The sequence below is a fragment of the Candidatus Cloacimonadaceae bacterium genome (assembly GCA_030693415.1).
Taxonomy (GTDB): domain Bacteria; phylum Cloacimonadota; class Cloacimonadia; order Cloacimonadales; family Cloacimonadaceae; genus JAUYAR01.
Genome location: JAUYAR010000162.1, coordinates 1 through 24003, shown reverse-complemented (window position 1 = coordinate 24003; position 24003 = coordinate 1). Strand labels below are relative to the sequence as shown.

The following is a 24003-nucleotide window of genomic DNA, read 5'->3' as shown; positions in this document are numbered from 1 at the left end:
TTTTGGACGGTGCGAATAACATTGCCACGTGTGAAATATTTCTGAAATTGCATGAGCACCCTCTCTTTATCAGAAGTTTGCACCGCAAATTGCATGATATACAGACAAAGCAAATATTCCTTACGATTACGAGGTTCCTAAATGAAAGTACTCAGATCAATAGGCCTGTTAGTGGTCTTGTTGATGACGACATCACTGTCGCTGTTTTCCCAAGCTATCCCGTCAGAGACACAGTTTAGTATTTTACGCAGTTCGACGGATTCGATCCAACTGCGTTTCGAGCTTCCCCAATGGAAATTGGAAAGTACCGTCCAGAACGGAGAAACACGTCATAAGATCAGCGTCAAAGACGCTCATTATATCTTCATCGACGAAGAGGAGACCCTGCCGGTTTTCACGACGACGATCGCGATTCCCTATAGCGGTGGAGCGAGCCTAAGCCCCTTGGGCACCGCAAACCCAAACCGGAGCCGCGTCACGCTGGATTTTGACGATCTGCTTTCGCGGGAAAGAACCGCCGGCAGATATTCGGATGCGCTTTATCCCGCGTCTTCGTCTGTGATTTCAGAGCCCAAGGTGATCCGCGATTTTCGCGTGGTCAGCATCAACATCTATCCCTTTCAATACGATCAAAGTAGTAAACAGCTCATCGTCAATGAGAGCATGGACATCCAGATCAGTTTTGACCGCAATCCCTCCATCAATGAGATCGAGCCTCCTACTCAGATATCCCGCAGCTTTGAGAGTATCTACCGCGGGCTGATCCTAAATTATTACGAGATGATCACCCGGAATACAGTCTATCAAAACCCTGTGATGTTAGTGATCTGGGGTTTCAATTCGGATACGATCTATCAGGGCAAGGTAAACGAATATATCAACTGGAAAAAGCAGAAGGGCTACAAAGTCTATTCCGCCAGCACATCTACCACCGGCACTACCAATACGGCGATCAAGACCTATATCCAAAACGCTTATAACACATGGACGGACAAACCGGAACACATCGTTTTGATCGGGGATATCACCGGCAGCATGATCGTGCCGACTTTTGAGACCTACAAAGATTATCATTACACTTGGTTAGCTGGCGGCGATGGTCTCGGCGACGTCTTCATCGGCAGAATCTCCGTGGAAAACTCCTCGCAACTGGTCAGCTACGTAGCCAAGATGTATATGATGGAAAGAGATATAAATCCCGCTAACGTATCCTGGATGAACAGCATGCTATTGGTGGGAGATACCGCAAGCTCAGGGATTTCCACCATTTATACAAACGAATATATCTATGATGTCTCTTCGCATGTCAATTCCGATTACACATACACCAAGTTATACGGGGCAAATCCTTCGCCGGCAAACATGAATACTGCTATAAATCAGGGAGTGAGTTTCTTCAATTACAGAGGTTATATTGGTATGAGCGGTTGGGGTGGTCAGAATCATGATGCCCTTCTTCTGAATAATAACAAACCGTTTCATGCGGTGATCATAACCTGCTCCACCGGAGACATAAACAACACTGCCACGACGGAAACCATCGTGAGGCTGGGCACCGAAGCCCAAGTCCGGGGAGCCTTCACCGCCATCGGCATGGCGACTTCCCTCACCTCGACACCAATGAACAACTGTCTGGACGTGGGTATTTTCCATGCTATCTATCCTCTCGGCATGCGCAACATGGGCGCGGCAATGCTCTATGGAAAACTCTATTTGAATGCAATTTACGGCGTCAGCAAACCCACGCAGGCAACAAACTTCGCTGCTTATTGTAATCTCGTCGGCGATCCCACCGCGGCTGTCTATGTGGGCATTCCCAATAGTTTCATTGCCAGCACTCCATCCACGATCCCCGCGGGAACGAATCTGGTGGAGCTAACTGTTCGCAATTCGTCCAATCAGATCGTGAGCGGCGCTTCCGTGACAATCACCAATGCTGCCGGAACTTTGCAAGCTCTGGGATCTTCCAATGTCCAGGGATATGTGGTGCTCGATTTGCCTCCCAGCCTCACGGGATCACTTGTTGTAACCATCTCCAAGGATGATTTCAAGCCCCTGGTCAACACGATTTCCATATCGACCACCGGCGGGATCGTGTTTGAAGAAGTTTGGGCTGATGATGGCAATTCCGGAAACTCCACCGGCAACGGCGATGGCATCGTCAACGGCGGAGAAAACATCGAGCTTTGGGTCACGCTCAGAAATAGCAGTACAGCCGCGCTCAGTGTCTCCGGAACGGTTAGTTGCACGGATCCCTATATTACCATCCCAGACAATAGGATATCTTTTGGTAATATCTCCGCAGGGGGAACCGCAATGAATACTGAAGCTCTCTTTTTCCTTGTGGCTGCCAACTGTCCGGATAACCGCAGGGTTGTGTTCAACCTCAGCGGAACCACACCCTCCGGACCATGGACGGTAGGAATTCCGATCATCATCCGCAATGGAAAACTCAATATCCAATCCTATTCGATAGTAGGCGCTCCGGGCAATGTGATCAACCCCGGAAACCAATATCCAATGACCTTCACTCTGAACAATACCGGCTTGGCTGACCTTGCCGGCGTAAGCGGAATCCTGCGTTCCTACGACGGGTTGTTCACCATACCGGATTCGCTTGGGTATTTTGGCAACATCGCCTCAGGTGCAAGCGCAAACAACGCTTTAAACACCTTCCAAGTCTTTGCCTCCGGGCAGAGCGTGGTTGGCATGACCGTCCCGCTGGAACTCTATCTCTATAACTCTCAAGGCTACAGCGAATCCAAGAGCCTGACCCTCACTATCGGACAGACCACGGTCAACCACCCTCTCGGTCAGGATGCCTATGGATACTTTATCTTCGACATGGGCGATGCCGGATATCCCCAACGCCCCACCTATAACTGGATCGGCATTGCACCGGCGGAGGGAGGCACAGGAACTGCGCTTACCCTCACAGATCCGGGAGCGGTCTCTGACGAAGGCGACCAGGTTGGCGCAGTTTCGATCACCACAGTGAATCTGCCCTTCCCCTTCAAGTTTTATGGACGCTCCTATACCCAGGCGTCGATCTCTGCAAATGGATTCATCGCTTTCGGCAGCACGACCGATTCCGACTGGCGCAACTGGCGCCTGCCCGGAGCAGGGGGTCCCAATCCGATGATTGCCGCCTTCTGGGATGATCTGCAATTGAATGCCGGAAGCTACGTCTATACCTTTTACAACGCCTCCCAACGTTATTATGTGGTGGAATGGTATAACGTGATCAGCGGCTTTGACCGAGTGACGCCCCTAACCTTCCAGGCGATCCTATATGATCCTGTTTATTATCCCACCCAGACCGGAGACGGACAGATCAAGCTGCAATACAAAGTATTTAACAACATCGATACAGGCTCTGGAGACACGAACCCCCACGGAAATTACGCGACCATCGGGATCAAGGATCACAACGGAACAGTGGGCTTGGAATATACCTTCAATAACCAATATCCGGCTGCCGCTGCTCCCTTGAGCAACCTTAGTGCGCTTTTTGTAACGACCAGACCGATCCTGCTAAACAATCCCTATCTCGCTATCGGACAAATCAATATCCTGGACGCCAACGGCAACGGTAATCTGGACAGCGGCGAAAACGCCAACCTTTCGATCAGATTGACCAACCTCGGTACCCAGCCGGCAACGAACGTCTCCGCCATTCTCAGTACCACCAGTCCATTTGTGACGGTCACCACTGCAAATGCGAACTATGGAACCATCGCCGCCTCCGCAAATGGTGATCCCTTGAGCAACTTCGCTATCACGGTCGCCAACAACTGCCCCAACGGGCACCTGGCATCGTTCGCCCTTGCGATCACCAGCAGCCAAGGCACTTGGAACAACGATTTCACGTTGCCATTGCACGCCCCTGCGCTCGCATTTGGAACCATGATCATCTCCGATCCCGCTCCCGGAAACAACAACGGACGTCTTGATCCGGGTGAAACGGTCACTATCAGCATGCCTTTGAACAACACAGGCGGAACGGCTTCCCAATCCGGAAGCGCCACATTGACAAGTCCCACCATCGGAATTAGCATCAGCGGCTCACCAGCCAGTTTTGGCTCTATCGCTACCGGTGGCTCGGTTTATCTAAACTACACTATATCAGCGTCCGCTGGAATGAGTGTCGGCACGCTCGCCACCTTCAACTTCAACGCTACGGCTGCTGCCTATACCGCTACCAAAACGGAAAACATCTCTATCGGGCTGATCATGGAGGATTTCGAATCCGGAACCTTCACTGCTTTCCCCTGGACATTTAGCGGAAACCTGCCCTGGACGATCACAGGCACCGGCGCTTATGCGGGAACCTACGCTGCCAAAAGCGGAACGATCACCCACAGCCAGACCAGCTCGATGCAAACGACCAGAGTTCTGGCGGCATCAGGGACTTTGACATTTTGGTATAAGGTTACTTCGGAAGGGAACTATGACTACCTCAGGTTCTATGTCGATGAAGTGTTGCAGAACTCTCCCGGCTGGGCAGGTACCATTGGTTGGACTCAGGCATCATACACCTTAGCTGCCGGGACACGCGCCCTGAGATGGGAATACATGAAGGACGGTTCTGTTTCCACAGGTGACGACTGTGCCTGGATCGACAACATCGTCTTCCCCGCTTCGACATCATCCGGCGTGTTCAATCCTCCGCAAGACCTGAGCGCCAGCCCCAGTCACCAATCCGTCAAGCTGGACTGGCAGGCTCCCGCTGCAGGCACTCCGACCGGCTACAAAATCTTCAAAAACGGCACGCTACTGACCTCAGTGACAGCTTTGACATACACTGATCTGGCAGTCACCAACGGCACAAGCTATGCCTACTATCTGAAAGCCGTTTACAGCGGGGGAGATTCTGATGTCACTGCCACCGTGAACGCCACTCCCAACGCCGTTGCGCCTTCCAACCTAGCAGCGACCACCGGAAGTGGAATTGTCAATCTCACCTGGACCAGCGCTTCAGGTCGCGGTGAATTAGAACTATCCGGAAACTCCAACCGCGCCATCAGCGGCTATCGGGTCTATCGTAACGGGGTGGCACTGACTACCGTCACCGCAACCAGTTATCAGGATACCGGACTTACCAACGGTGTGTCCTATTCATATTATGTGACAACGGTTTATACTAATCCGGCAGGTGAATCGGCACCTTCGAACACCGTGAACGCCACTCCGACGCAGGTCTCTTTCACAACCTTGGGAGCTGGAACCTCGGTCACTGCAACCAACGTTATTGGGTTGATCAACCTCGGCTACAAGAGCGTCCATGGTCAAGCGGTTTATACAGCAACAGAGCTCAGTGCGGCAGGCGTTGTCGGCCCAATCGACATCACTCAGGTCGGATTTTATGCCGTTTCTCCGCCAAATCTGCCTTTGCCGAATTTCATTATCCGCATGAAACACACTACGGCTACGAACGTGGCAAGTTGGCAGACGGCAGCCGGTATGACGACCGTCTATACCAATCCTTCATTCATACCCACCACCGGCGCATACCAGATGTTGAGCTTAGCCACTCCTTTCCGATGGAACGGAACGGACAACATCGTGATCGACACCGCCTTTGGGCTTGCGGCGGAATGGTCAAATTCCGGAACCTGGCAATTCACGTCGATCGAGGTCAACAGCTATCGCAGGGCGTTTAGCGACACGGCGGATCAGACCAACGTCTTCAGTGGTGGTTCCAACGCGAACGTCCGACCCAACGTAAGGCTGGCGTTGCAGCCAATTCCCGTTGGACCGATGATTGCCACCAGCCCCGCCTCTCTTGCTTATGGAGCGGTGGCTGTCGGAAGCAGTGCCGTTCAGCAATTCAGTATTCAAAACACTGGCGACCAAGACCTCTCCGGCTCAGTTACTACGCCCGGGGGTTATACTGTTTCCGCCACCGCGCGCGAGAATAGCTCGCTTTCCACAAATACCGGAAGCCAAGGAGCCACCCGCAACACGATCAGTTTCTCCATTCCTGCGGGACAGAGCAGGGCCTATAACCTCAGCTTTGCCCCCACCGCGGTTGCCGCCTACAATGGAAACGTGGTGATCAGCAGCAATGCAGTCAATCTTCCCACCGTGAATATCGGACTCACCGGCAACGGATTCGTTCCACCCACGATTTCGGTCTCCCATACTGAGATATCTCTCAACCTGAGACCGGGACAAAGCGGCTCCACTACATTCGAGATCAGCAACAGCGGCAGTCAGGCTTTGAACTACAGCATTGGCATGACGCCGTCCAATCCTCTGTGGCTTGGCGTATCTCCCTTATCCGGATCGATCGCTGCCGGACAGTTAAGTGTCATCACGGCGAGTTTTTCAGCTCAGGGATTAGTTTCCGGAATCTATGAAGCGGTTCTGAGCATCGCGTCCAACGATCCCGTCAACCCCAGCAGGGTAGTGAACGTAAGGCTTTCGGTGGTGAATTCATCACCGATTATCACCTTGCCCGCACGCTTCGAGTTTGCCATGAATTCAAGCCTGGTGGTGGATTTCAACCCTTATGTCAGCGATCCCGATGGAGATCCTCTCGTCCTTTCATACTCCGGCAACAGCAACGTCAATATTGTCGTGAATGGCAGGGTCGTCACCTTCTCCGCAGCGCAGAATTGGATCGGAACTGAAACGATAACCTTTGGTGTCAACGATGGTTTTGTGAGCACCTTTGCAAACGTCCCCGTATCGGTTTTGCTCAATAACCTCGCCGCGCCTGTTCTCAGCGTCACAAACAATGCTCAGGGAATAGTGCTACAGTGGAATGCCATTCTGCATGCCACCCAGTATCACATCTATCGCAGCCCTGAGCCGAACGGGATTTTCTCCTATATCGGCTCCACGTCCAACCTGAGCTACATCGATACGTTTCCCACCGCCAGAGCGTTCTACTATGTGAAAGCGGTGAACACGGCACCGGCAAGGTAATTTACTCCCTTGCAGGAAAGCCATAACTTGAAATAAATATAAGCATAACGATTCCCGAGGCACTTATTGGTGTTTTGGGAATCGTTTTTGCATCGTTTTTGATACATTGTCAAAAGATACACTCCAAGGAGAACCCCATGAACACTTTTAGTATGAGCAAGTGGCTGTTGCTGTGCGTGATAGCTCTTGCTGTCGTAATATTGTTGCCTGCACAAAGCAGGCAGATTGCTCTTTTAGGGACGCCGAACAGCGTGGCTTTGCAGAACAACACCGACCTCGGCTTCGAGGTTCGTTATCAGGTGGGAAACCTGACTGTCCGAGAAATCAACACCAAGAGGGGACTCTTTGATGAGCTTTCGTTTGGTTCCTATGGCTATACAAACAAAGTGGGTGATCCCAAGCTACCCATGATGCGACAGATCATCGCCGTTCCAATTGGAGCGGAAGTGCGCTTGAATATTCTCAGCCGCAGTGAGCAAGAATTGATCGCCGCCGACAGCCAACTGCGCCACCGCATCATCCCAGCTCAAGAACCGGTCTCCAAATCGGATGATCCCGAAACCCTCCCCTTCGTCGTCAACGATAAAAGCTATGGCATCCGCGGATATGGCGATCTCGATGTGATCAGCGTATTCGAGATCGGTTTCATGCGCGGAGTGCGGATTTTTGCGCTTGATTTTCATCCGGTGCGTTATAATCCCGGGCAGAACTCAATCCGCGTAATCAAAGACCTCAGAGTGCAGGTGGAATTCCTCAACCCCGATCTGATCGCGACGGCGCAACTGCTTGCCAAAACTGCATCATGGGAATTTGACAACCTCTATCAAAAGAGTATCTTCAACTGGCAGCGTATTGATCGCCCCAGCTTGGTTCGATACCCCACCAAGATGGTTATTTTGACTCCCGCGGCTTATTTAAGCACCCTGGAACCATTTGTTGACTGGAAAAAGCAGCAGGGATTGAACGTGATCGTCACCACCGTCGGAACTGGAGGAACGATCGCCAACACAACCGCTGCTGTTCAGACTTATATGAACGGATTGTGGAGTGCCGCGACACCTCAGGACCCAGCTCCCACCTATCTATTGATCGTGGGCGATACCTCCACCAGCGGCAACAACATCATCTCCAATACAGGGGTCACCAGTACAGCACATGTAACCGACCTCACCTATGTGCGGCTGCAAGGAACAGACTATGTCCCCGAAATGTACTACGGACGGTTTTCCGTTTCATCCGCTACAGAATTGACCAATATTATCAACAAAACACTGATGTTTCAACAGACGACCATGCCGGATCCCAGCTACCTGGGTAAGACCGTGCTTATCGCAGGAGTAGATGCCACTTTTGCCACCACCCACGGGAATGGTGCCATTAATTATGGATCGACCCAGTATTTCAATGCGTCCAACGGCATTGTTTCAAACAATTATCTCTATCCCGCCTCCGGCACCAGCGATGCGCAAATCATCGCCAACGCCAATGAAGGCAGGGGTTTCATAAACTACACGGCTCACGGAAGCGAGACCAGTTGGGCAGACCCCACGTTTACGGTCACGGATGTGAATGCCATGACCAACACGAACAAGTATTTCGTAGCGGTCGGAAACTGCTGTATCACAAACAAGTTCAATTTTACCGGCGGTCCCTGTTTCGGCGAAGCGATCATCCGCGCGGCAAACAAAGGCGGAGCCGCATACATCGGCGGTAACAACAACACCTATTGGGACGAAGATTATTGGTGGGCAGTTGGAGCAAAGGGTACTGCCAACGGCACCGCACCGGCATACAATGCCGCTGCTCTCGGCGCCTATGACGCCATGTTCCACACCCACGGGGAGGCTTTTGCGGATTGGGCACAAACCACCGGTGAGACCGTCTATATGGGAAATCTGGCAGTGGTTCAAGGAGGCAGCAGTCTCACAAATTATTACTGGGAGATATATTCCATCATGGGCGATCCCTCGCTGATGCCATATTATGGAGTCCCTACGGTAAACACCGCCACCTATCCCAGCCAGATACTGATCGGTGCCACTACCGTCAATGTGACCGCCACGCCTTATTCCAGGGTGGCGATCACCATGAACGGGGTTCTTTATGGTACGGGGATCATTCCAGTAAACGGAACGCTTGCTTTGACGATCACCCCCTTCAGCAGCACCGGAACCGCCAAAATGGTGATCACCCGCCAAAACAAGACTACTATCATGGCGAATGTATCGGTCATTGCCAATACCGGACCCTATTTGGCAGTTGGAAATAATGTTTATGGCGACACCAACAACAATCTCCCCGACTACAACGAAACCGGAAGATTCACCACCACTTTCACCAACAGCGGATCGACAGCCGCCTCAAACATCACCGCCACTCTCACCTGCTCCACGACCGGCATCTCGATCACAGACAACACCGAAAGCATCGCCTCCCTCGCCGCAGGCGCCTCGGTTACCAGAACCGACGCCTATACTTTCAATATCGCCAACAACATCGCTCATGGAACCAGTGCCCAGTTCACCATCACCATGGTCAGCGGAGCCGACACCTGGGTGCATAACTTCACGCTTGCTATCAACGCTCCCGCGCTTGCTTTCGGCAGCATGATTATCTCCGATCCCACTCCGGCAAACAACAACGGACGGCTCGATCCAGGAGAAACGGTTACCATCACCATTCCTTTGAACAACACAGGCGGAGCGGCTTCTCCAACCGGAAGCGCCACTCTATCCAGCCCCACCACCGGAATCACTATCGGCAGCCCTACAGCCAATTTTGGCTCTATCCCTGCAACCGGCTCGGTTAACCTCAGTTTCACGGTTTCAGCGGCAGCGGGAATGACTGTCGGCACCCTTGCAACCTTCAATTTCAACGCCACTGCGGGCGCATATACTGCAAGTAAGACTGAAAACACCGCGATTGGACTAATCATCGAAGATTTCGAAAGCGGAAACTTCAATTCCTTCCCCTGGACTTTCAGCGGAAACCTTCCCTGGACGATCACAGGCACCGGTGCCTATGCGGGAATCTACGCTGCCAAAAGCGGGACGATCACCCACAGCCAGACCAGTTCGATGCAAACAACGAGAGTTCTGGCGGCATCAGGGACTTTGACATTCTGGTATAAGGTTACTTCGGAAGCGGGCTATGACTACCTCAAGTTCTACGTTGACGGAGCAATACAGAATACTCCCGGTTGGGCGGGAACTATTGGCTGGACTCAGGCATCATACACATTGGCTGCCGGGACACGCGTCCTGAGATGGGAATACATGAAGGACGGTTCTGTTTCCACTGGTGACGACTGTGCATGGATAGACAACATCGTCTTCCCTGCTTCGACATCATCCGGCGTGTTCAATCCTCCGCAGAACCTGACGGCAAGCCCCAGTCACCAATCCATCAAGCTGGATTGGCAGGCTCCCGCTTCAGGGACTCCAACCGGCTACAAGATATTCAAAAATAGTGTGCTGCTGACTACCATTACAGCTTTGACATACACCGATCTCGCAGTCACCAACGGCACAAGCTATGCCTACTATCTGAAAGCCGTTTACAGCGGTGGAGAATCCGATGCCACCGCCACCGTGAACGCTACTCCGAACGCCATCGCGCCGACCAACCTTGCAGCGGCCGCCGGAAACGGATTTGTCAATCTCTCCTGGACTGGTGCCACGGGACGCGGGGAGTTGGAAGAGTTTAGCACTTCAGAAAGAGCCATCAGCGGCTACAAAGTCTACCGCAACTCAGCGGTGCTGGCAACAGTGACCACTACCACCTATAACGATACGAGCGTGATAAACGAAACCACCTATAGCTATTATGTAGCAACTGTTTACAGCAATCCCGCCGGAGAATCAGCAGCCTCGAACACAGTGCAGGCTATGCCCACTGCGGTCGTTCCCAGCTCAGCAATAATTGGAGCCGGAACCGGGATCACTTCTACCACCACCGCCGCTCCGATCAACATCTATTATCAAAGCCTTCACGGGCAATCGGTATATACTGCCGCGGATCTCAATGCCGCGGGTGTGTTTGTTCCCATCAATATCACCCAGGTCGGTTTCTTTGTCGCAACCGCGCCATCTTTGGCACTGCCAAACTTCGTGATCCGCATGAAACACACAACCGCCACAGACGCAGCGAGCTGGCAGACTGCCACGGACATGATGACCGTCTATACGAATGCCTCTTATATGCCGGTGGCAGGTGGATATCAGATGCTGACCTTATCCACGCCCTTCCTCTGGAACGGCACCGGCAATATCGTGATCGACACGGCATTTGGACTGATCGGAAGCTATACTTCCACCGGGACAGTGCAATTTACCACCGTCGCAAACGGATACCTATCCACGCGAAACGATACCGTCAATCAGACCGACGTTTTCTCCGGCGGTTCGGTCATCACCAGCCGTCCGAACCTGAAACTGTCCTTACAGCCCGTCGCAACTGGTCCGATGATCGTTGCCAATCCCGCGTCACTTGTTTATGGCACAATCTCCGTCGGATCAAACCAAGTGCAGCAATTCACTCTGCAAAACAGCGGAGATCAGACACTTACGGGAACGATTACAACTCCCGCGGGTTACACCGTTGCTTTGGCAGGGCGTGAAAGCGCGATCGGATCATCACTGCAAAAAACAGACATTCGCAACACTCTCTCGTTCAGCATCATAGCCGGACAGACCAGAACCTACAATCTCAGCTTCGCTCCCACGGCTGCGATTTCTTACAGCGGAAACGTGGTTGTTTCAAGCAACGCGGTGAACAACCCAACGGTCAATATTTCCGTCACCGGCAGCGGCTATATTCCTCCCACTATTTACATCGACAACGATTTCCTCGGCGCGGTTTTGCTCACCGGAGACGAAAGCACAGATTCTTTCACCATCAGCAATCTCGGCAGCCAGCCCTTGAGTTTCAATCTTGCCTTGCAGGAGCTTCGCCATCGTGGAGCGCAACCCCTGAATACATCTCACAAGGCAGTGAAGGATCGCAGCATAGCCGGCAGCACGTTTTCCCTCAATGCCAATGATTACACACCGGGAACCACACTCAATTGGACTTTCACGGTCTATAACGCCAGCACGGACACCGAATGGCTGAAAGACATCTATCTATCTTTCCCGCTTGGAGTTATAGTCAATAGCGCCACAAATTTCATCGGCGGCTCCGGCGGAGTAATGACTCCAAACCCCAGCAGCGGAAACGGCATCACTATCAACTGGCACGGAGAAACCGCCAGCGGTTGGGGAGTCATTTACGGTGCTGAGACGGCTACCGCGACGGTAAATGTCACCATCCCATCAGGATTCGCCGGTGCGCTCACGCTTGCTTATCAGTTAAATGGAGATATCTATGGCGCCGAGCCTCACATCCTCAACGGCGTAATCGTTCTGCCGCAATCAATTCCACCCGTTGAATGGTTCAGCGCGGTTCCGATGAGCGGAACGATCCAACCCGGACTGAATCAAACCATCACCGGATACTTTTCCGCGCAGGGCATGGAAACCGGAATCTATGAAGCATTGATCACCGTTTACTCAAACGATCCGCTTAATCCGGAGAGGACGGTCAACGTGATGATGGAAGTAACCGGATCTATCAACCACGCTCCCACGATCGACATTCCAGCCTCCTTCGAGTTTGATAAAAACGGCAGCCTTGCAGTGAATTTCACACCATACGTCAATGATCCCGATGGCGATCCGCTGGTGTTGAACTATAGCGGAAACACCAACGTGTTCGTGGAGATCAACGGTCTCGTAGTCACTTTCAGTGCAGTCCAAAACTGGATCGGCAACGAAAACATCACTTTCACAGTCAGCGACGGCATCGCCATGGCAAGCGACATCGCAAGCGTTACCGTCAACCCTGTCAACATGCCTTCATGGACACCAGTCACGTATCCAAACAATCCTGCCACGATCTATGGAACAGTTACGATCGAAGGCATTCCCGCCATCCCCGGCGATCTTGTTGGAGCTTTCAGCACAGATGAATGTCGAGGCATCGGAGAGGTCGTCACCAATGCCGGAATCGCCTATGTGACCATTCTCGTCAATCTTTCCGGAGCGCGGGAAACGATCACGCTCAGGGTGTATTCCTATGCTCAGGATCTGGTCTATCCAGTCGCGGGAACCTATAACCTCGGCTTTGGCGATGTCTTGGGTGAGCTTGATCCTCTGCCGATCAACGGATCGATGATCACCGTTTTGGACACTCCCGTTGTAAACGGTTTCATGTCCCCCAGCGGCTTTGTGCTTGAATGGAACCCGGTTCCGCACGCCGATTTCTATGAAATCTGGCATGCTGAACTTCCTGAAGGTCCCTACACGCTGATAGGAACCGTCTCTGGATTGCAGTTCGTTCATAACGCCAGAAACGTTAGCGCCTTCTTCCAAGTGAAAGCCGTGATGCCCTCATCCCGCAAGGAAACAATAGATTGAAATTTACCCTCACTATCATCATCCTGATTCTGCTCTCCCTTCCGCTTGCGGCGGGAGAGTGGACTCAGTATTATTTCCGGTTTGAATTGCTGGATAAATCCGAGCTGCAAAACCTGACGAACGTCATTTCCATCGATAACATCCGCGGCAACTGGGTCTATGCCTATGCCAACGATTGGGAATGGGAAGCCTTTGGCAAATTGGGCTACCGCGCCCAGATTTTGCCCAACCCGGGTGACCTCATCGATCCCATAATGAGTTCCAGTCAATCCCAATTGCGTGTTTGGGACAGCTATCCCACCTACGAAGCCTACGTCTCGATGATGTATGCCTTCGCTACCTCCTATCCAAATCTCTGCCAGATTATCGATGCCGGCACCACCGTCAATGGTAGAAAGATACTCTATGCCCGCATCTCGGACAACGTGCATCTCCACGAAGCAGAACCGGAAGTGGCTTATGTCAGCACTCTTCACGGCGACGAAACCACCGGCTATGTGCTCATGCTGAGATTGATCGACACCCTTTTGAGCGGCTATGGCAGCAACCCGCGGCTCACCAATCTGGTCAATAATCTGGATATCTGGATCAATCCAAACGCCAATCCGGACGGAACTTACTATGGCGGAAACAGCTCCGTCAGCGGAGCCCGCCGCGCGAATGCCAACGGCTATGACCTCAACCGAAACTTTCCCGCTCCCAATGGAAGTCAATATGCCAGCCAGCCCCGTCAGGTAGAAACCACTCTCGCCATGAATCTGGCAAACTCTCGCCGCTTCGTTCTTTCCGCCAATTTTCATGGCGGCGCGGAAGTGGTAAATTACCCTTGGGATCATATCTATACCCTTCATCCGGACAACAACTGGTATGTCTCCACTTCGTTGATCTATGCCAACAGCGCGCAGGCAAACAGTCCCGCGGGATACTTCACCGGTATCTCCTCAAACGGCATCACCAACGGCGCCGCCTGGTATGTCATCACCGGCGGCAGACAGGACTGGATGGGTTATACAGCCAAAGGCAGAGAGGTCACATTGGAGATCTCGAATACCAAGAATCCCGCCGCTTCCACTTTGCCAGCCTATTGGGATTACAACTACGACGCCATGCTTTCCTACCTCGAACAAGCGCTCTATGGCATTCACGGCACGGTCTCCGATCCCTATGGAAATCCGCTCAACGCCACGATCACGGTCACCGGGCACGACAACAGCTATTCGATCGTAAGCACCGATCCCGCGCATGGGGATTTCTATCGCTATCTCAGCCACGGAACTTATTCGCTATTGATCGAGGCAAGCGGTTTTCCCTCCGCAACGATCAACAACGTGACCCTCACGGCAAACCAGAAAACCATCCTCAATACCGTCCTCGGAGAGCTTCCGCACGCTCAACAGATCACCCTTGTCAGTGGCTGGAATCTGGTGAGCCTAAACGTAGTTCCAGCTTCTTGGGGCGTTCAGGATGTGTTTGGCGGTCTTTCCGCTTTGAGACAAGTGAAAACCAATGCCAAAAGCTATTCTCCCCAGATGAACGGATGGTTCAATTCTCTCACCAATGTCGAATCCGGCAAGGGATACTGGATCAAGCTTGATGCCCCCGCCACTCTCAACATACAGGGAAATCACGTCAATCCTGCAGTAACGCCGATCGCTCTCAACTCCGGCTGGAATCTCGTTTCCTATCTGCCGGAAAATTCCCTTTCGGTGAGCGGCGCTCTGGCATCCATCCTCGGCAATCTGCAGGAAGTCCGCTATTTGCAGCAAAGCTGGACTCCCACAGGCGGCACGCTTTCGCAGATGGAACCCGGCAAAGCATATTGGGTGAAGGTTTCCCTATCCTGCACACTCATCTATCCATAGACACAGGATCATATTTCGATATCAAAGGCGGTTTCAATCTGAGATCGCCTTTTCGTTTGCCCAGAATGCATTATGCGCCGCCTTTTCTATTTTTGTAATTCCGTGGGATTCTTACCCGTCATGCTCGCGTAAAGCAAACCAGACCAACGACATAGATCAAATCATTGTCACCTGCCAAAAGCTATCGGAGGGCGTCCTTCCCCTTAGCATTACGGAGTCAATACGGACTTAGTCCGTAATGACTCCGTATTGATTCCGTAATGCAAAGGGGGAAGATGTCCCGTCAGCATCGGCATGCTGCGCCACAGTGAACACAATAAATGCCAATACTCAGACCACTATTTCTCGATGAGCCTACAAATGCAGGGACGTATCGTTGGAGATATTGAACAGTCTCCTAATATGCATCTTCAATCAAAACCAGATTTGTATTGACAAGCGAGCTATCATTATAAACTGGAATCAAACAAAGAAATAAGGTAGCATTATATAACGAAACGATACATTTAGGAGTATGTATGAAAACTGAGAACATGGCAAAACGACTAGACGAATTGCTTTCGTCAGTCCGCAATTTACAAAGGTACGTAAATGTAGATGAAGATTTAGCTACTTTTGTCTTCGGGAAAAAAGCTCTCGTTAACAAGCTGAAGAATCCTGAGTTCAACATCGTTTTCTTGGGTTCTTTCTCTTCCGGAAAATCAACGCTGATTAATGCTCTGCTTGAAATGGAGTTACTACCAGAATCCGCGAAAGCAACAACAGCAGTCCCCACGTTTATCAGGTTCAGAGATAATGTCGAAGCAGATAAGGCTGCTAAGGTCTCATTCCTGAATGTCGCAGCCAAGAATCAATTAAGGGATCTGTACATCGATGAGATAACAAAACAATATGGTCTGAAGAAGCTCAAGGAATCATTAGAAGGCAAATCATTGGATGAACAAGTCGCAGAGTTAGATAGGCAAAAGAAAAAAGCTACCGAGTTGAGTAAATCAGATACGAAGTTATTTGATGAGTTCAAAAAGTTGTTAAATGGCTGGGAGAACAAAAGACCTGATGTGTTTATACCCATCGATGAGTTAGGTAATTACGTCGCTGAGGATAATGACGATATTCTATTCGTGGACAAGGTAGATATTAACGTTCAACATGTCAAAGAAAGCATTGATCCCAGAATTGTACTTGTGGATTTGCCAGGTCTTGGTGTATCCAATCCAAGGCATCGGGAGTTTATGAAACGGATGTGGGAGCAAAACTAATGGCTCGTAAAGCTACATTGCATAACCATAAATTCACCAATAAACTGCTCCTTAACCAGTGGCTGATGAGTCAATTTGGGATTGATCCGCTCTTGGAGTATAAGGATAATACTAAACCCTTTCACAAGCTGGCAGCACCGATCAGGGATAGCCGTCTGGAGGGTTATGATGCTGACGGTTTACACCGTTTTTACCATGAACTGGTGAACAGTGAACTCTTTTACAATCAGTTCCATCCCATCAGCAAAGAGCAGCTACGCATCTATGAGGAAAACATCGTCTCGCATACCAGAACGATTAACTACTTACGCAGTCGTCCTATTGTCTGGAAGTACTTTCAATGGCTAACCCTGCTGTTTGTGGAAATCTATCTGGATCGCTATTTTACCGATAAAGCAAAGCTGCTGGAAGATTTGAATGTCTATCTTAAGCGGTTTAATGAAAAGTGGACTGGCTTTCAGAACCTTGAGCCATACTCATTTGATGATCTAAATAAGCTCTGTCTGCAAAATGCTACGGGAAGCGGTAAGACCCTCTTGATGCATGTGAACCTCTTGCAGTTCCGGCATTATGCCAAAAAGACTCGTGAGGGCAGCGAGATTTCCAGAGTTATCTTGCTTAGCCCCAATGAACGGCTTAGTGAGCAGCATTTGGAAGAGCTTAAGATTAGCGGTTTCTATTCAGCCCAAAGACTAAAGACCAAACAAGACGGCAGTATTGATATGGTCGATGTGATCGAGATTACCAAGCTCGGCGATACCGAAGGTCCTAATACAATCGCCACCCGAAGCCTGGGAGATCAAAACCTGCTTTTGGTGGATGAAGGTCACCGGGGGATGAGCGGAAAAGATGAAGGTGTATGGTTCACCAGACGGTCGGAGCTATGTGCCAAGGGCTTTACTTTTGAATATTCTGCCACTTTTGCCCAAGCTGTTGCTGCTGCCAATAACAGAGCTTTTGAGGATAGCTATGCCAAAACTGTGATCTTTGATTATTCTTATCGCTGGTTTTACGAAGATGGGTTTGGCAAAGACTACCAGATCTTGAATCTGCCCAAAACCTATCAGCAGGTGCAGGATGTCTATCTGACTGCATGTCTGCTCAAATACTATCAGCAACTTAAAGTTTATGAAGATAAGAAACTGGATATTGTCCCCTTTAACCTGGAAAAACCCCTGTGGGTCTTTGTGGGTAGCACTGTTACCAAGAAAAAGGGTAAACAAGAGGTTGAACTTCCCAGTGAGGAGTTATTGGCTGATGTTGGTCAGATTATTGTCTTTATCGCTAAATTCCTTTCCAATGCACCTGTCTTCCAACGTAGTATCGAGCAAATTCTTTACGGAAGTGGAAGCAGTACAGGTTTGCTGGATTATGATGGTAATGATATCTTCGCCAATTCCTTCAATTACCTACTCAAGACGGTTAATGCTACGAATGGAACTTCCGAGATTTATCAAGATATCTTGAGAACCTTGTTCAATAATCCTGCCAGTGGTCAGCTAAGATTGGATAGAATCAAAGGAGATTCAGGCGAGGTAGCTTTGTATCTTGGTAATAGCGACACACCCTTTGGTTTGATCAATGTCGGGGATGCCAAAGGACTCTGTGACCACGTAGAAGAATATGCCAAGCACAATGATGTTCAGCTAACTGTGGACGACAGCGACTTCACAGAAGCGATGTTTGCCTCAGTAAAGGATTCCTCATCTCCTATCAACCTATTGATCGGTTCCAAGAAGTTCGTAGAAGGATGGGATTGCTGGCGTGTTAGTACCATGGGTTTGATGCATGTCGGCAAGAGCGAAGGAACGCAAATTATCCAGCTATTTGGGCGCGGTGTGCGCTTAAAAGGTTATGAATGGAGTCTGAAGCGCAGTGGGCATACTTATGCCACCACGAAGCCCGGATTCATTGAAGATATAGAAACCCTGAATGTCTTTGGCATCGAAGCTGACTTCATGGATAAGTTCAGACAATTCTTACGTGATGAAGGCTTGCCTGGCAACGAGAAAAGGCTGGTTATTACTATCCCAATGAATGTAACCGCTGATTTTGGCAAGAAGCTGAAGATAATACGACCGAAAAAGAAGAAAGATGGCACTGAGTATGATTTTAAGAAGGACGGACCAGTACCTACCCTTGGCAGTATACCACAGTACCTGCAAAACAATCCGGTAGTTTCAGACTGGTACCCCAGGATACAGACTATTAAATCACGTGGTACTCTTCAGGATGGACAAAAAGACGAGGTAAAGCTCAGAAACAAGCAAATCAGTCTTTTGGACATGGAACGCTTGTATTTCGAACTGGAACGATTCAAACGTGAACGAAGCTGGCACAATCTAAATCTCAGTAAGCAGGGGATTATCAGCTTGTTGTCAGATACGTCTTGGTATCGGCTCTTTCTACCGGAAACGAGACTCACTCCCCAGAACTATGATGAAGTGCTTATCCTCCAGCAAATCGCTACGGAACTGGTAAAGCGTTTCAGTGAAAAGTACTATAACTTCTGCAAAAAGTCCTATATAGAACCTCGGTTAGAATTGAGAGAGCTGACAGCAGATGACGACAATCTGCCTTCAGACCGAGAATATCAGTTGATTGTAGATGGCGATGATATCCAGGTAATCGAAGGAATAAAGAAGCTCAAAGATGAGATCATCGCTAAGAAAGACCAGCTTTTGCATGTGGGCGATCTCAAAGCCTGTAACTTTGGCAATCATCTTTTCCAACCCTTGTTTCATGTACGTCATGGTGGGAATATTACAATCCTGCCAGTCTCCTTAGGCGAAAGCGAATACCAGTTTATTACTGACCTTAAAGAATGGTGCGAAAAGAATCAGAAAGATATGAAGGATAAGGGACAGGAGCTATATCTTCTCCGCAATCTTAGCAGGGGTAAGGGAGTTGGCTTCTTTGAAGCAGGCAACTTCCATCCTGATTTTATCCTCTGGGTTCTCTCAGAGGGCAAGCAGAATGTCCACTTCATTGAACCTCATGGTCTGATGCACGAAGGGGTAAATAGTGAGAAAATCCAGTTCCACAAGCGCATCAAAGAGATCGAGACAAGGCTTGCCGATCCAAATGTAATTCTAAGTAGCTGGATATTGTCCTGGACTCCCAAACAAGAGCTTAAACTCCACGGGCATGATCCAGACGAGTATCAGAAGAATAACGTAGTGTTTATGGAAGATGATAATTACATAGACAGTGTGACTAGATTGATAGTATAATCTATCTTACAGAGAGGCTTTGCATGTACTTATCAAGACTATACATTAGAAATTACAGATCAATTAAGGAACTTGATTTAAGGTTTGAGAAAGGTAAAAACGTAATTATTGGTAGAAACAATGCTGGTAAAAGCAATATAATTAAAGCACTTAATATTGTTCTTAGTGAAACTGCACCTGCATGGGACAAGGTCGAAAACGTTACGGAAGGAGATTTCTATTATGATAAATCCAAAGATTCTGTTGCAGATGAACTCCTAATATTCTGCATTCTGATTAGAGAAACAGTTCACGACAGTGAATGGAATGATGACAAACTAGAGGATTTAGATTATGCAAGTATTAATAAGTGTTTTGGGTTCAATATCTGTGGTGAGATAATACGATGGGAGGAAAAAAAACCTATAAAGGAACCTATTCGCTATAGATTAGACCCTAGCAATTTGCTAAATATTTTCGACAACATTGAAGATGATTGCTCTGGTAAAATATGGGTTGATAGCAAATTGAATAATCAAAAGCGATTTGAGGAAGTATTTAAGGAAACATCTAATTTTGCTTACCTATTTAAGGCTAAACGCAACGAATCAGGTAAGATTAATAAGGACATTCGTTTTCTTTTTAGAGAGGATTCATCTCATGATTGGGTTATGGGTTATAAAGCTCAGGTGAGAAATGAGTTAATGCAAAGTGCTATAATCCCTTCTTTTCGTGATCCCCAAAACCAGTTACGACTAACCTCGTATACATGGTTTGGTAAGTTAATGAAACATTTGTTGGAAAATAAAATCACACCGCAAATGAATAAAGCGCTTGAACGTGTACAACTCGTTGCAAATAAAATATTCGCTGGAGTCACTACAGAGATAAAGAACACATCCTTAGACATTGCTTTTCCCGGAACCCAGCTACAGATTAGATTTAGTGCTGATAGCAAAACTGATCTATATAAGAGCTGCCAGTTGTTTGTAGACGACGGTATAAATACTCCGTTAACAGACAAAGGATCAGGGATTCAAAGTGCCGCAGTAATTGGATTGTTTAACTACTATACTAAGAATGTTAATACCGCAAGCGCTGCTTTACTGTGTGTTGAAGAACCAGAGATCTATCTTCATCCTCATGCTAGGAGAGTAATTAGCGATAGATTAGACGATTTTTTGGACAATTACAGAAATCAGGTGATTATAACAACTCATTGCTCTGAGTTCATTAGAACAACTACAAAAGACCTGAATATCATTATGGTTCATAAAGATAATCATACTACTGAAGCAGTTCCAATTCAGATTTCTCAGTATAAGAGGTTACTTCTTGATAACAACCAAAATGAGTTGTTCTTTGCAGAAAAGGTCATTGTATGCGAGGGTAATGATGGATACTTACTTAGAATGGTGGCTGATCAAGTATATCCCGGGGAATTAGATAAACAAAACGTTTCAATAATTGCTGTGGGCGGGAAAGATAATATTAAAGCAATGGTAGAACTTGTCTTAAAAACAAAGACTCGCTGCTATATAATTTCTGATTTTGACTTTATGTTACGTGATTTATCTGGAGACCATAAGAAATACCTCAAAATAAATCCGGAATTAAGAACCCATAGTTCGATCGCTTCTGTTCAGGATCAATTTTTTGAACAAAGTTGTACTTTCCAAGAAAAAGGGAAAACCGTAAAAAAACTGATCGTAGATATTCGTAATTGGATAAAAACAAATAGAGAAGAAACTTTTTTCACAGCAAAGAGGTCGCGACAAATTAGGGGGATTCCTTCTCAGTACTCATTATCCAAGAATCTTAGCTACTTACAACGTCACGGATTATGTATTTTGTCGGGAGAAATTGAAGATTTGTTCATTGATCAGAGCGCTCTTTCTTCAAAGAAAACAAAAGGCAACTCCTTTCGTAAACTTGATCTTGAAGCTATTTATCGCATAAATTCGATGCTTGATAGCAAATCAATAGAACAGATAATTGATGTTGTACCGCTTAAGCGGTTTTTAAAAGCCGTATTAAAGAAGTGACTGTTTTTTTCATCGCATCCACAATGATACTGAGTGAGATTAACACAAATGGTGGTAGCAATGAGTCGATTTCACAATTATAGATTATGGAGCTTATATGAATTACTGCTTTAATGAACCGATTGACTTAACTCCAACAATTTCATCGAGATATATGATGGTCCCCCAGCATAGAGGTTCACCAACAGAACACAAATCCGTATGGACAGTAAGTAATCAAGCGGAAATAACTTGTTTCACAAACTCCGTTGTATCTCAGTGGAAGTGTGATAAATACTATTGGGGTATAAGCATTATCGACGGCGTTGTAATCCAGCTAGGCACAAACTACGAAAATCAAGTTTTACAAATCGCCAAATTTGTAGATGGCTCAAGCAATGACTGTTGGCATGGATATCCTGCTAATATTCAAAGACATCCTGGGGATATACCATCTTCGGCAGTCCTCAACCTTTGGCAACAATCTGGAATAATATCTAAAAGCGATAAATCTAAAATTAAAGGAGGCAAAAGATGCATCCTCTAAAGGTCTCAATTCCTGGTGATTTCATAGATTGCCAAATTTATCGAGGTCGCTTGTATCTCTGGACTAGTAATGGATGTGTTAAGGTTTATGATTGGGATAAACTCATATCGCTAACAAATGCATACCAGAATAATAAATTGATGATGAGAATTGGGTTTTTAGAAGGTAATCTTCTTTACAAATCGGGGGTTAGTGATCTATTAGATGATATTGATTTTTTGAGTTTAGCTAAAACTAAATTAGAGTCATTATCAGAATATGAACACCAGCTTTCTTGCTTAGAAATTGATCAGGCACTATTATGCAACCAAGATTTTCCCTCAAATCTCGAACCAATTGATACTACTATATTTAGAAACAGTCTTTATTATATAACAGACAGTGGTCTATTCGAATGTGATGTTCATTTTCCAAAGAAATACAAAACTCAACTCCGGAATGATAAGAAACTATGGGACTGCCCTCTTTTTTCGCTGATGGCAAACAGCTTTGGGCAGATAGCTTTAAGTGCAGGAGACGAGGGGCTCTTTGAATTAAATAATTATGATGCAGAATACTTAGAGAACAAGCCAGTAAATTTATCAAAAGATTTGAGTTTAAGTGGAAGCAATAAGCGCATGACTGACATTCCACCGATATTTCAGATTAGTACGAAGCATTCTACTTTTGCTAACTATAATTATGCTAATATATACAGTTCGTCATCGTTAGATGCTTCATATATGGCTTTGTTCGAATGGATTGAGCATGAGAACTACACAGCCAAGAAGACAAGAAAGTACTTAACAGATGTTAATGATGTAGACATATTCAATTCAAATAATCAACATCATATAAGTTGGGGTAATCAAGGAAAACTATACTTGGTATCGAATAACGAAATCAGAATAGTAAGATTGCATCGATCAATGCGAGGTTTAGACAAGTTTGATTTGTTTGAAGAGCCTAAGATAGTATTACAATCATGGAAAGGCGAGGTTATTGCAGCAGGGAGTGCATATTTTGGGGTAGTTATTGAATGTGAGAACGCTCTAGTCGTTTTATTGAGTAATGGCGAAAGTTATAGTATCCCAGGGCCAATCACTAAATGGCGAGTTTATCCAAGATCACATAATTATGAAAACCATCTTCATGTGATCTTCGACGATAAGATTACTATCTATTCGTTCAACAACGATTATTTTGTAAACCAAAAGACTAAGGATTTTGGAGTAGAGTACAAAGAGGAATCTCTGTTACCTAATTGGCAACGATATAAAAACCAAAGCTAGTTCAATAGTGTTTGTTTCAACTCTTTCGTGTAGTAAGATTGGTTGGTACTAAACTCCTATATCCTCCAATCCTATTCAAACTCCGGAGTTGACCCAATATACCTTTCTGGACATTTCGGCCGATTTTGGGCACGTTTTGCCGGGAAATAACCACGTATATGAAGCCTCTCAGATCAACCACTTCAATCGATGCCATTGCCTCCAGATAGATATAGACCCACTGCCTAGATTTGCCTATTGCTTGTGCAATCTCTCGGATGGACTTGTATTTACCTTGTTCCAGGATGTCTAACAGCTTGTGAGTATCTGTTAAGCTGAAAGTGGATATTTCGGAGTAACTGAGCCATGTGTTTCGCCTAATGAGAGCCATGCTCTCGGAAAATAGAGCCACTCAATTCGCTGATCAGAGCCAGTATGGCTTATACTATTAGATAGCAATC

Annotated in this window: 8 protein-coding genes; all 8 read left to right on the top strand. The window is 47.8% G+C overall.

Annotated features, from left to right (window positions below):
* Positions 1-141 precede the first annotated feature (141 nt).
* Positions 142-6933, top strand: a complete 6792-nt coding sequence (locus Q8M98_10390) for a C25 family cysteine peptidase (GenBank protein ID MDP3115162.1) — start codon at positions 142-144, stop codon at positions 6931-6933.
* 137 nt (positions 6934-7070) lie between these two features.
* A complete protein-coding gene (locus Q8M98_10385; protein MDP3115161.1) occupies positions 7071-13388 on the top strand; it encodes a C25 family cysteine peptidase in 6318 nt (2105 codons plus the stop codon).
* On the top strand, positions 13385-15250 hold the full coding sequence (locus Q8M98_10380; GenBank protein ID MDP3115160.1) for a M14 family zinc carboxypeptidase: 1866 nt from the start codon (positions 13385-13387) through the stop codon (positions 15248-15250). Before Q8M98_10385 ends, Q8M98_10380 begins: the two co-directional genes overlap by 4 nt.
* Before the next feature lie 518 nt (positions 15251-15768).
* Positions 15769-16509, top strand: coding sequence for a dynamin family protein (locus tag Q8M98_10375; protein ID MDP3115159.1), 741 nt, complete (start codon positions 15769-15771; stop codon positions 16507-16509).
* Positions 16509-19742 (top strand): DEAD/DEAH box helicase family protein, encoded by a 3234-nt coding sequence (locus tag Q8M98_10370; protein ID MDP3115158.1) that lies wholly within the window; start codon positions 16509-16511, stop codon positions 19740-19742. Before Q8M98_10375 ends, Q8M98_10370 begins: the two co-directional genes overlap by 1 nt.
* A gap of 23 nt (positions 19743-19765) precedes the next feature.
* Positions 19766-21766, top strand: coding sequence for an AAA family ATPase (locus tag Q8M98_10365; protein ID MDP3115157.1), 2001 nt, complete (start codon positions 19766-19768; stop codon positions 21764-21766).
* Between the two features lie 97 nt (positions 21767-21863).
* The gene (locus Q8M98_10360) at positions 21864-22292 is read left to right on the top strand and encodes a hypothetical protein (protein ID MDP3115156.1); all 429 of its coding nucleotides are present in this window, start codon (positions 21864-21866) and stop codon (positions 22290-22292) included.
* The gene (locus tag Q8M98_10355) at positions 22280-23563 is read left to right on the top strand and encodes a hypothetical protein (GenBank protein ID MDP3115155.1); all 1284 of its coding nucleotides are present in this window, start codon (positions 22280-22282) and stop codon (positions 23561-23563) included. The genes Q8M98_10360 and Q8M98_10355 overlap by 13 nt, the downstream gene beginning before the upstream one ends.
* Positions 23564-24003: the final 440 nt, after the last annotated feature.

Bases quoted from the DNA above. Each gene is read 5' to 3' on its own strand.
- Q8M98_10390 (MDP3115162.1), top strand. From the start codon at position 142: ATGAAAGTACTCAGATCAATAGGCCTGTTAGTGGTCTTGTTGATGACG.
- Q8M98_10385 (MDP3115161.1), top strand. From the start codon at position 7,071: ATGAACACTTTTAGTATGAGCAAGTGGCTGTTGCTGTGCGTGATAGCT.
- Q8M98_10375 (MDP3115159.1), top strand. From the start codon at position 15,769: ATGAAAACTGAGAACATGGCAAAACGACTAGACGAATTGCTTTCGTCA.
- Q8M98_10370 (MDP3115158.1), top strand. From the start codon at position 16,509: ATGGCTCGTAAAGCTACATTGCATAACCATAAATTCACCAATAAACTG.
- Q8M98_10365 (MDP3115157.1), top strand. From the start codon at position 19,766: ATGTACTTATCAAGACTATACATTAGAAATTACAGATCAATTAAGGAA.
- Q8M98_10360 (MDP3115156.1), top strand. From the start codon at position 21,864: ATGAATTACTGCTTTAATGAACCGATTGACTTAACTCCAACAATTTCA.
- Q8M98_10355 (MDP3115155.1), top strand. From the start codon at position 22,280: ATGCATCCTCTAAAGGTCTCAATTCCTGGTGATTTCATAGATTGCCAA.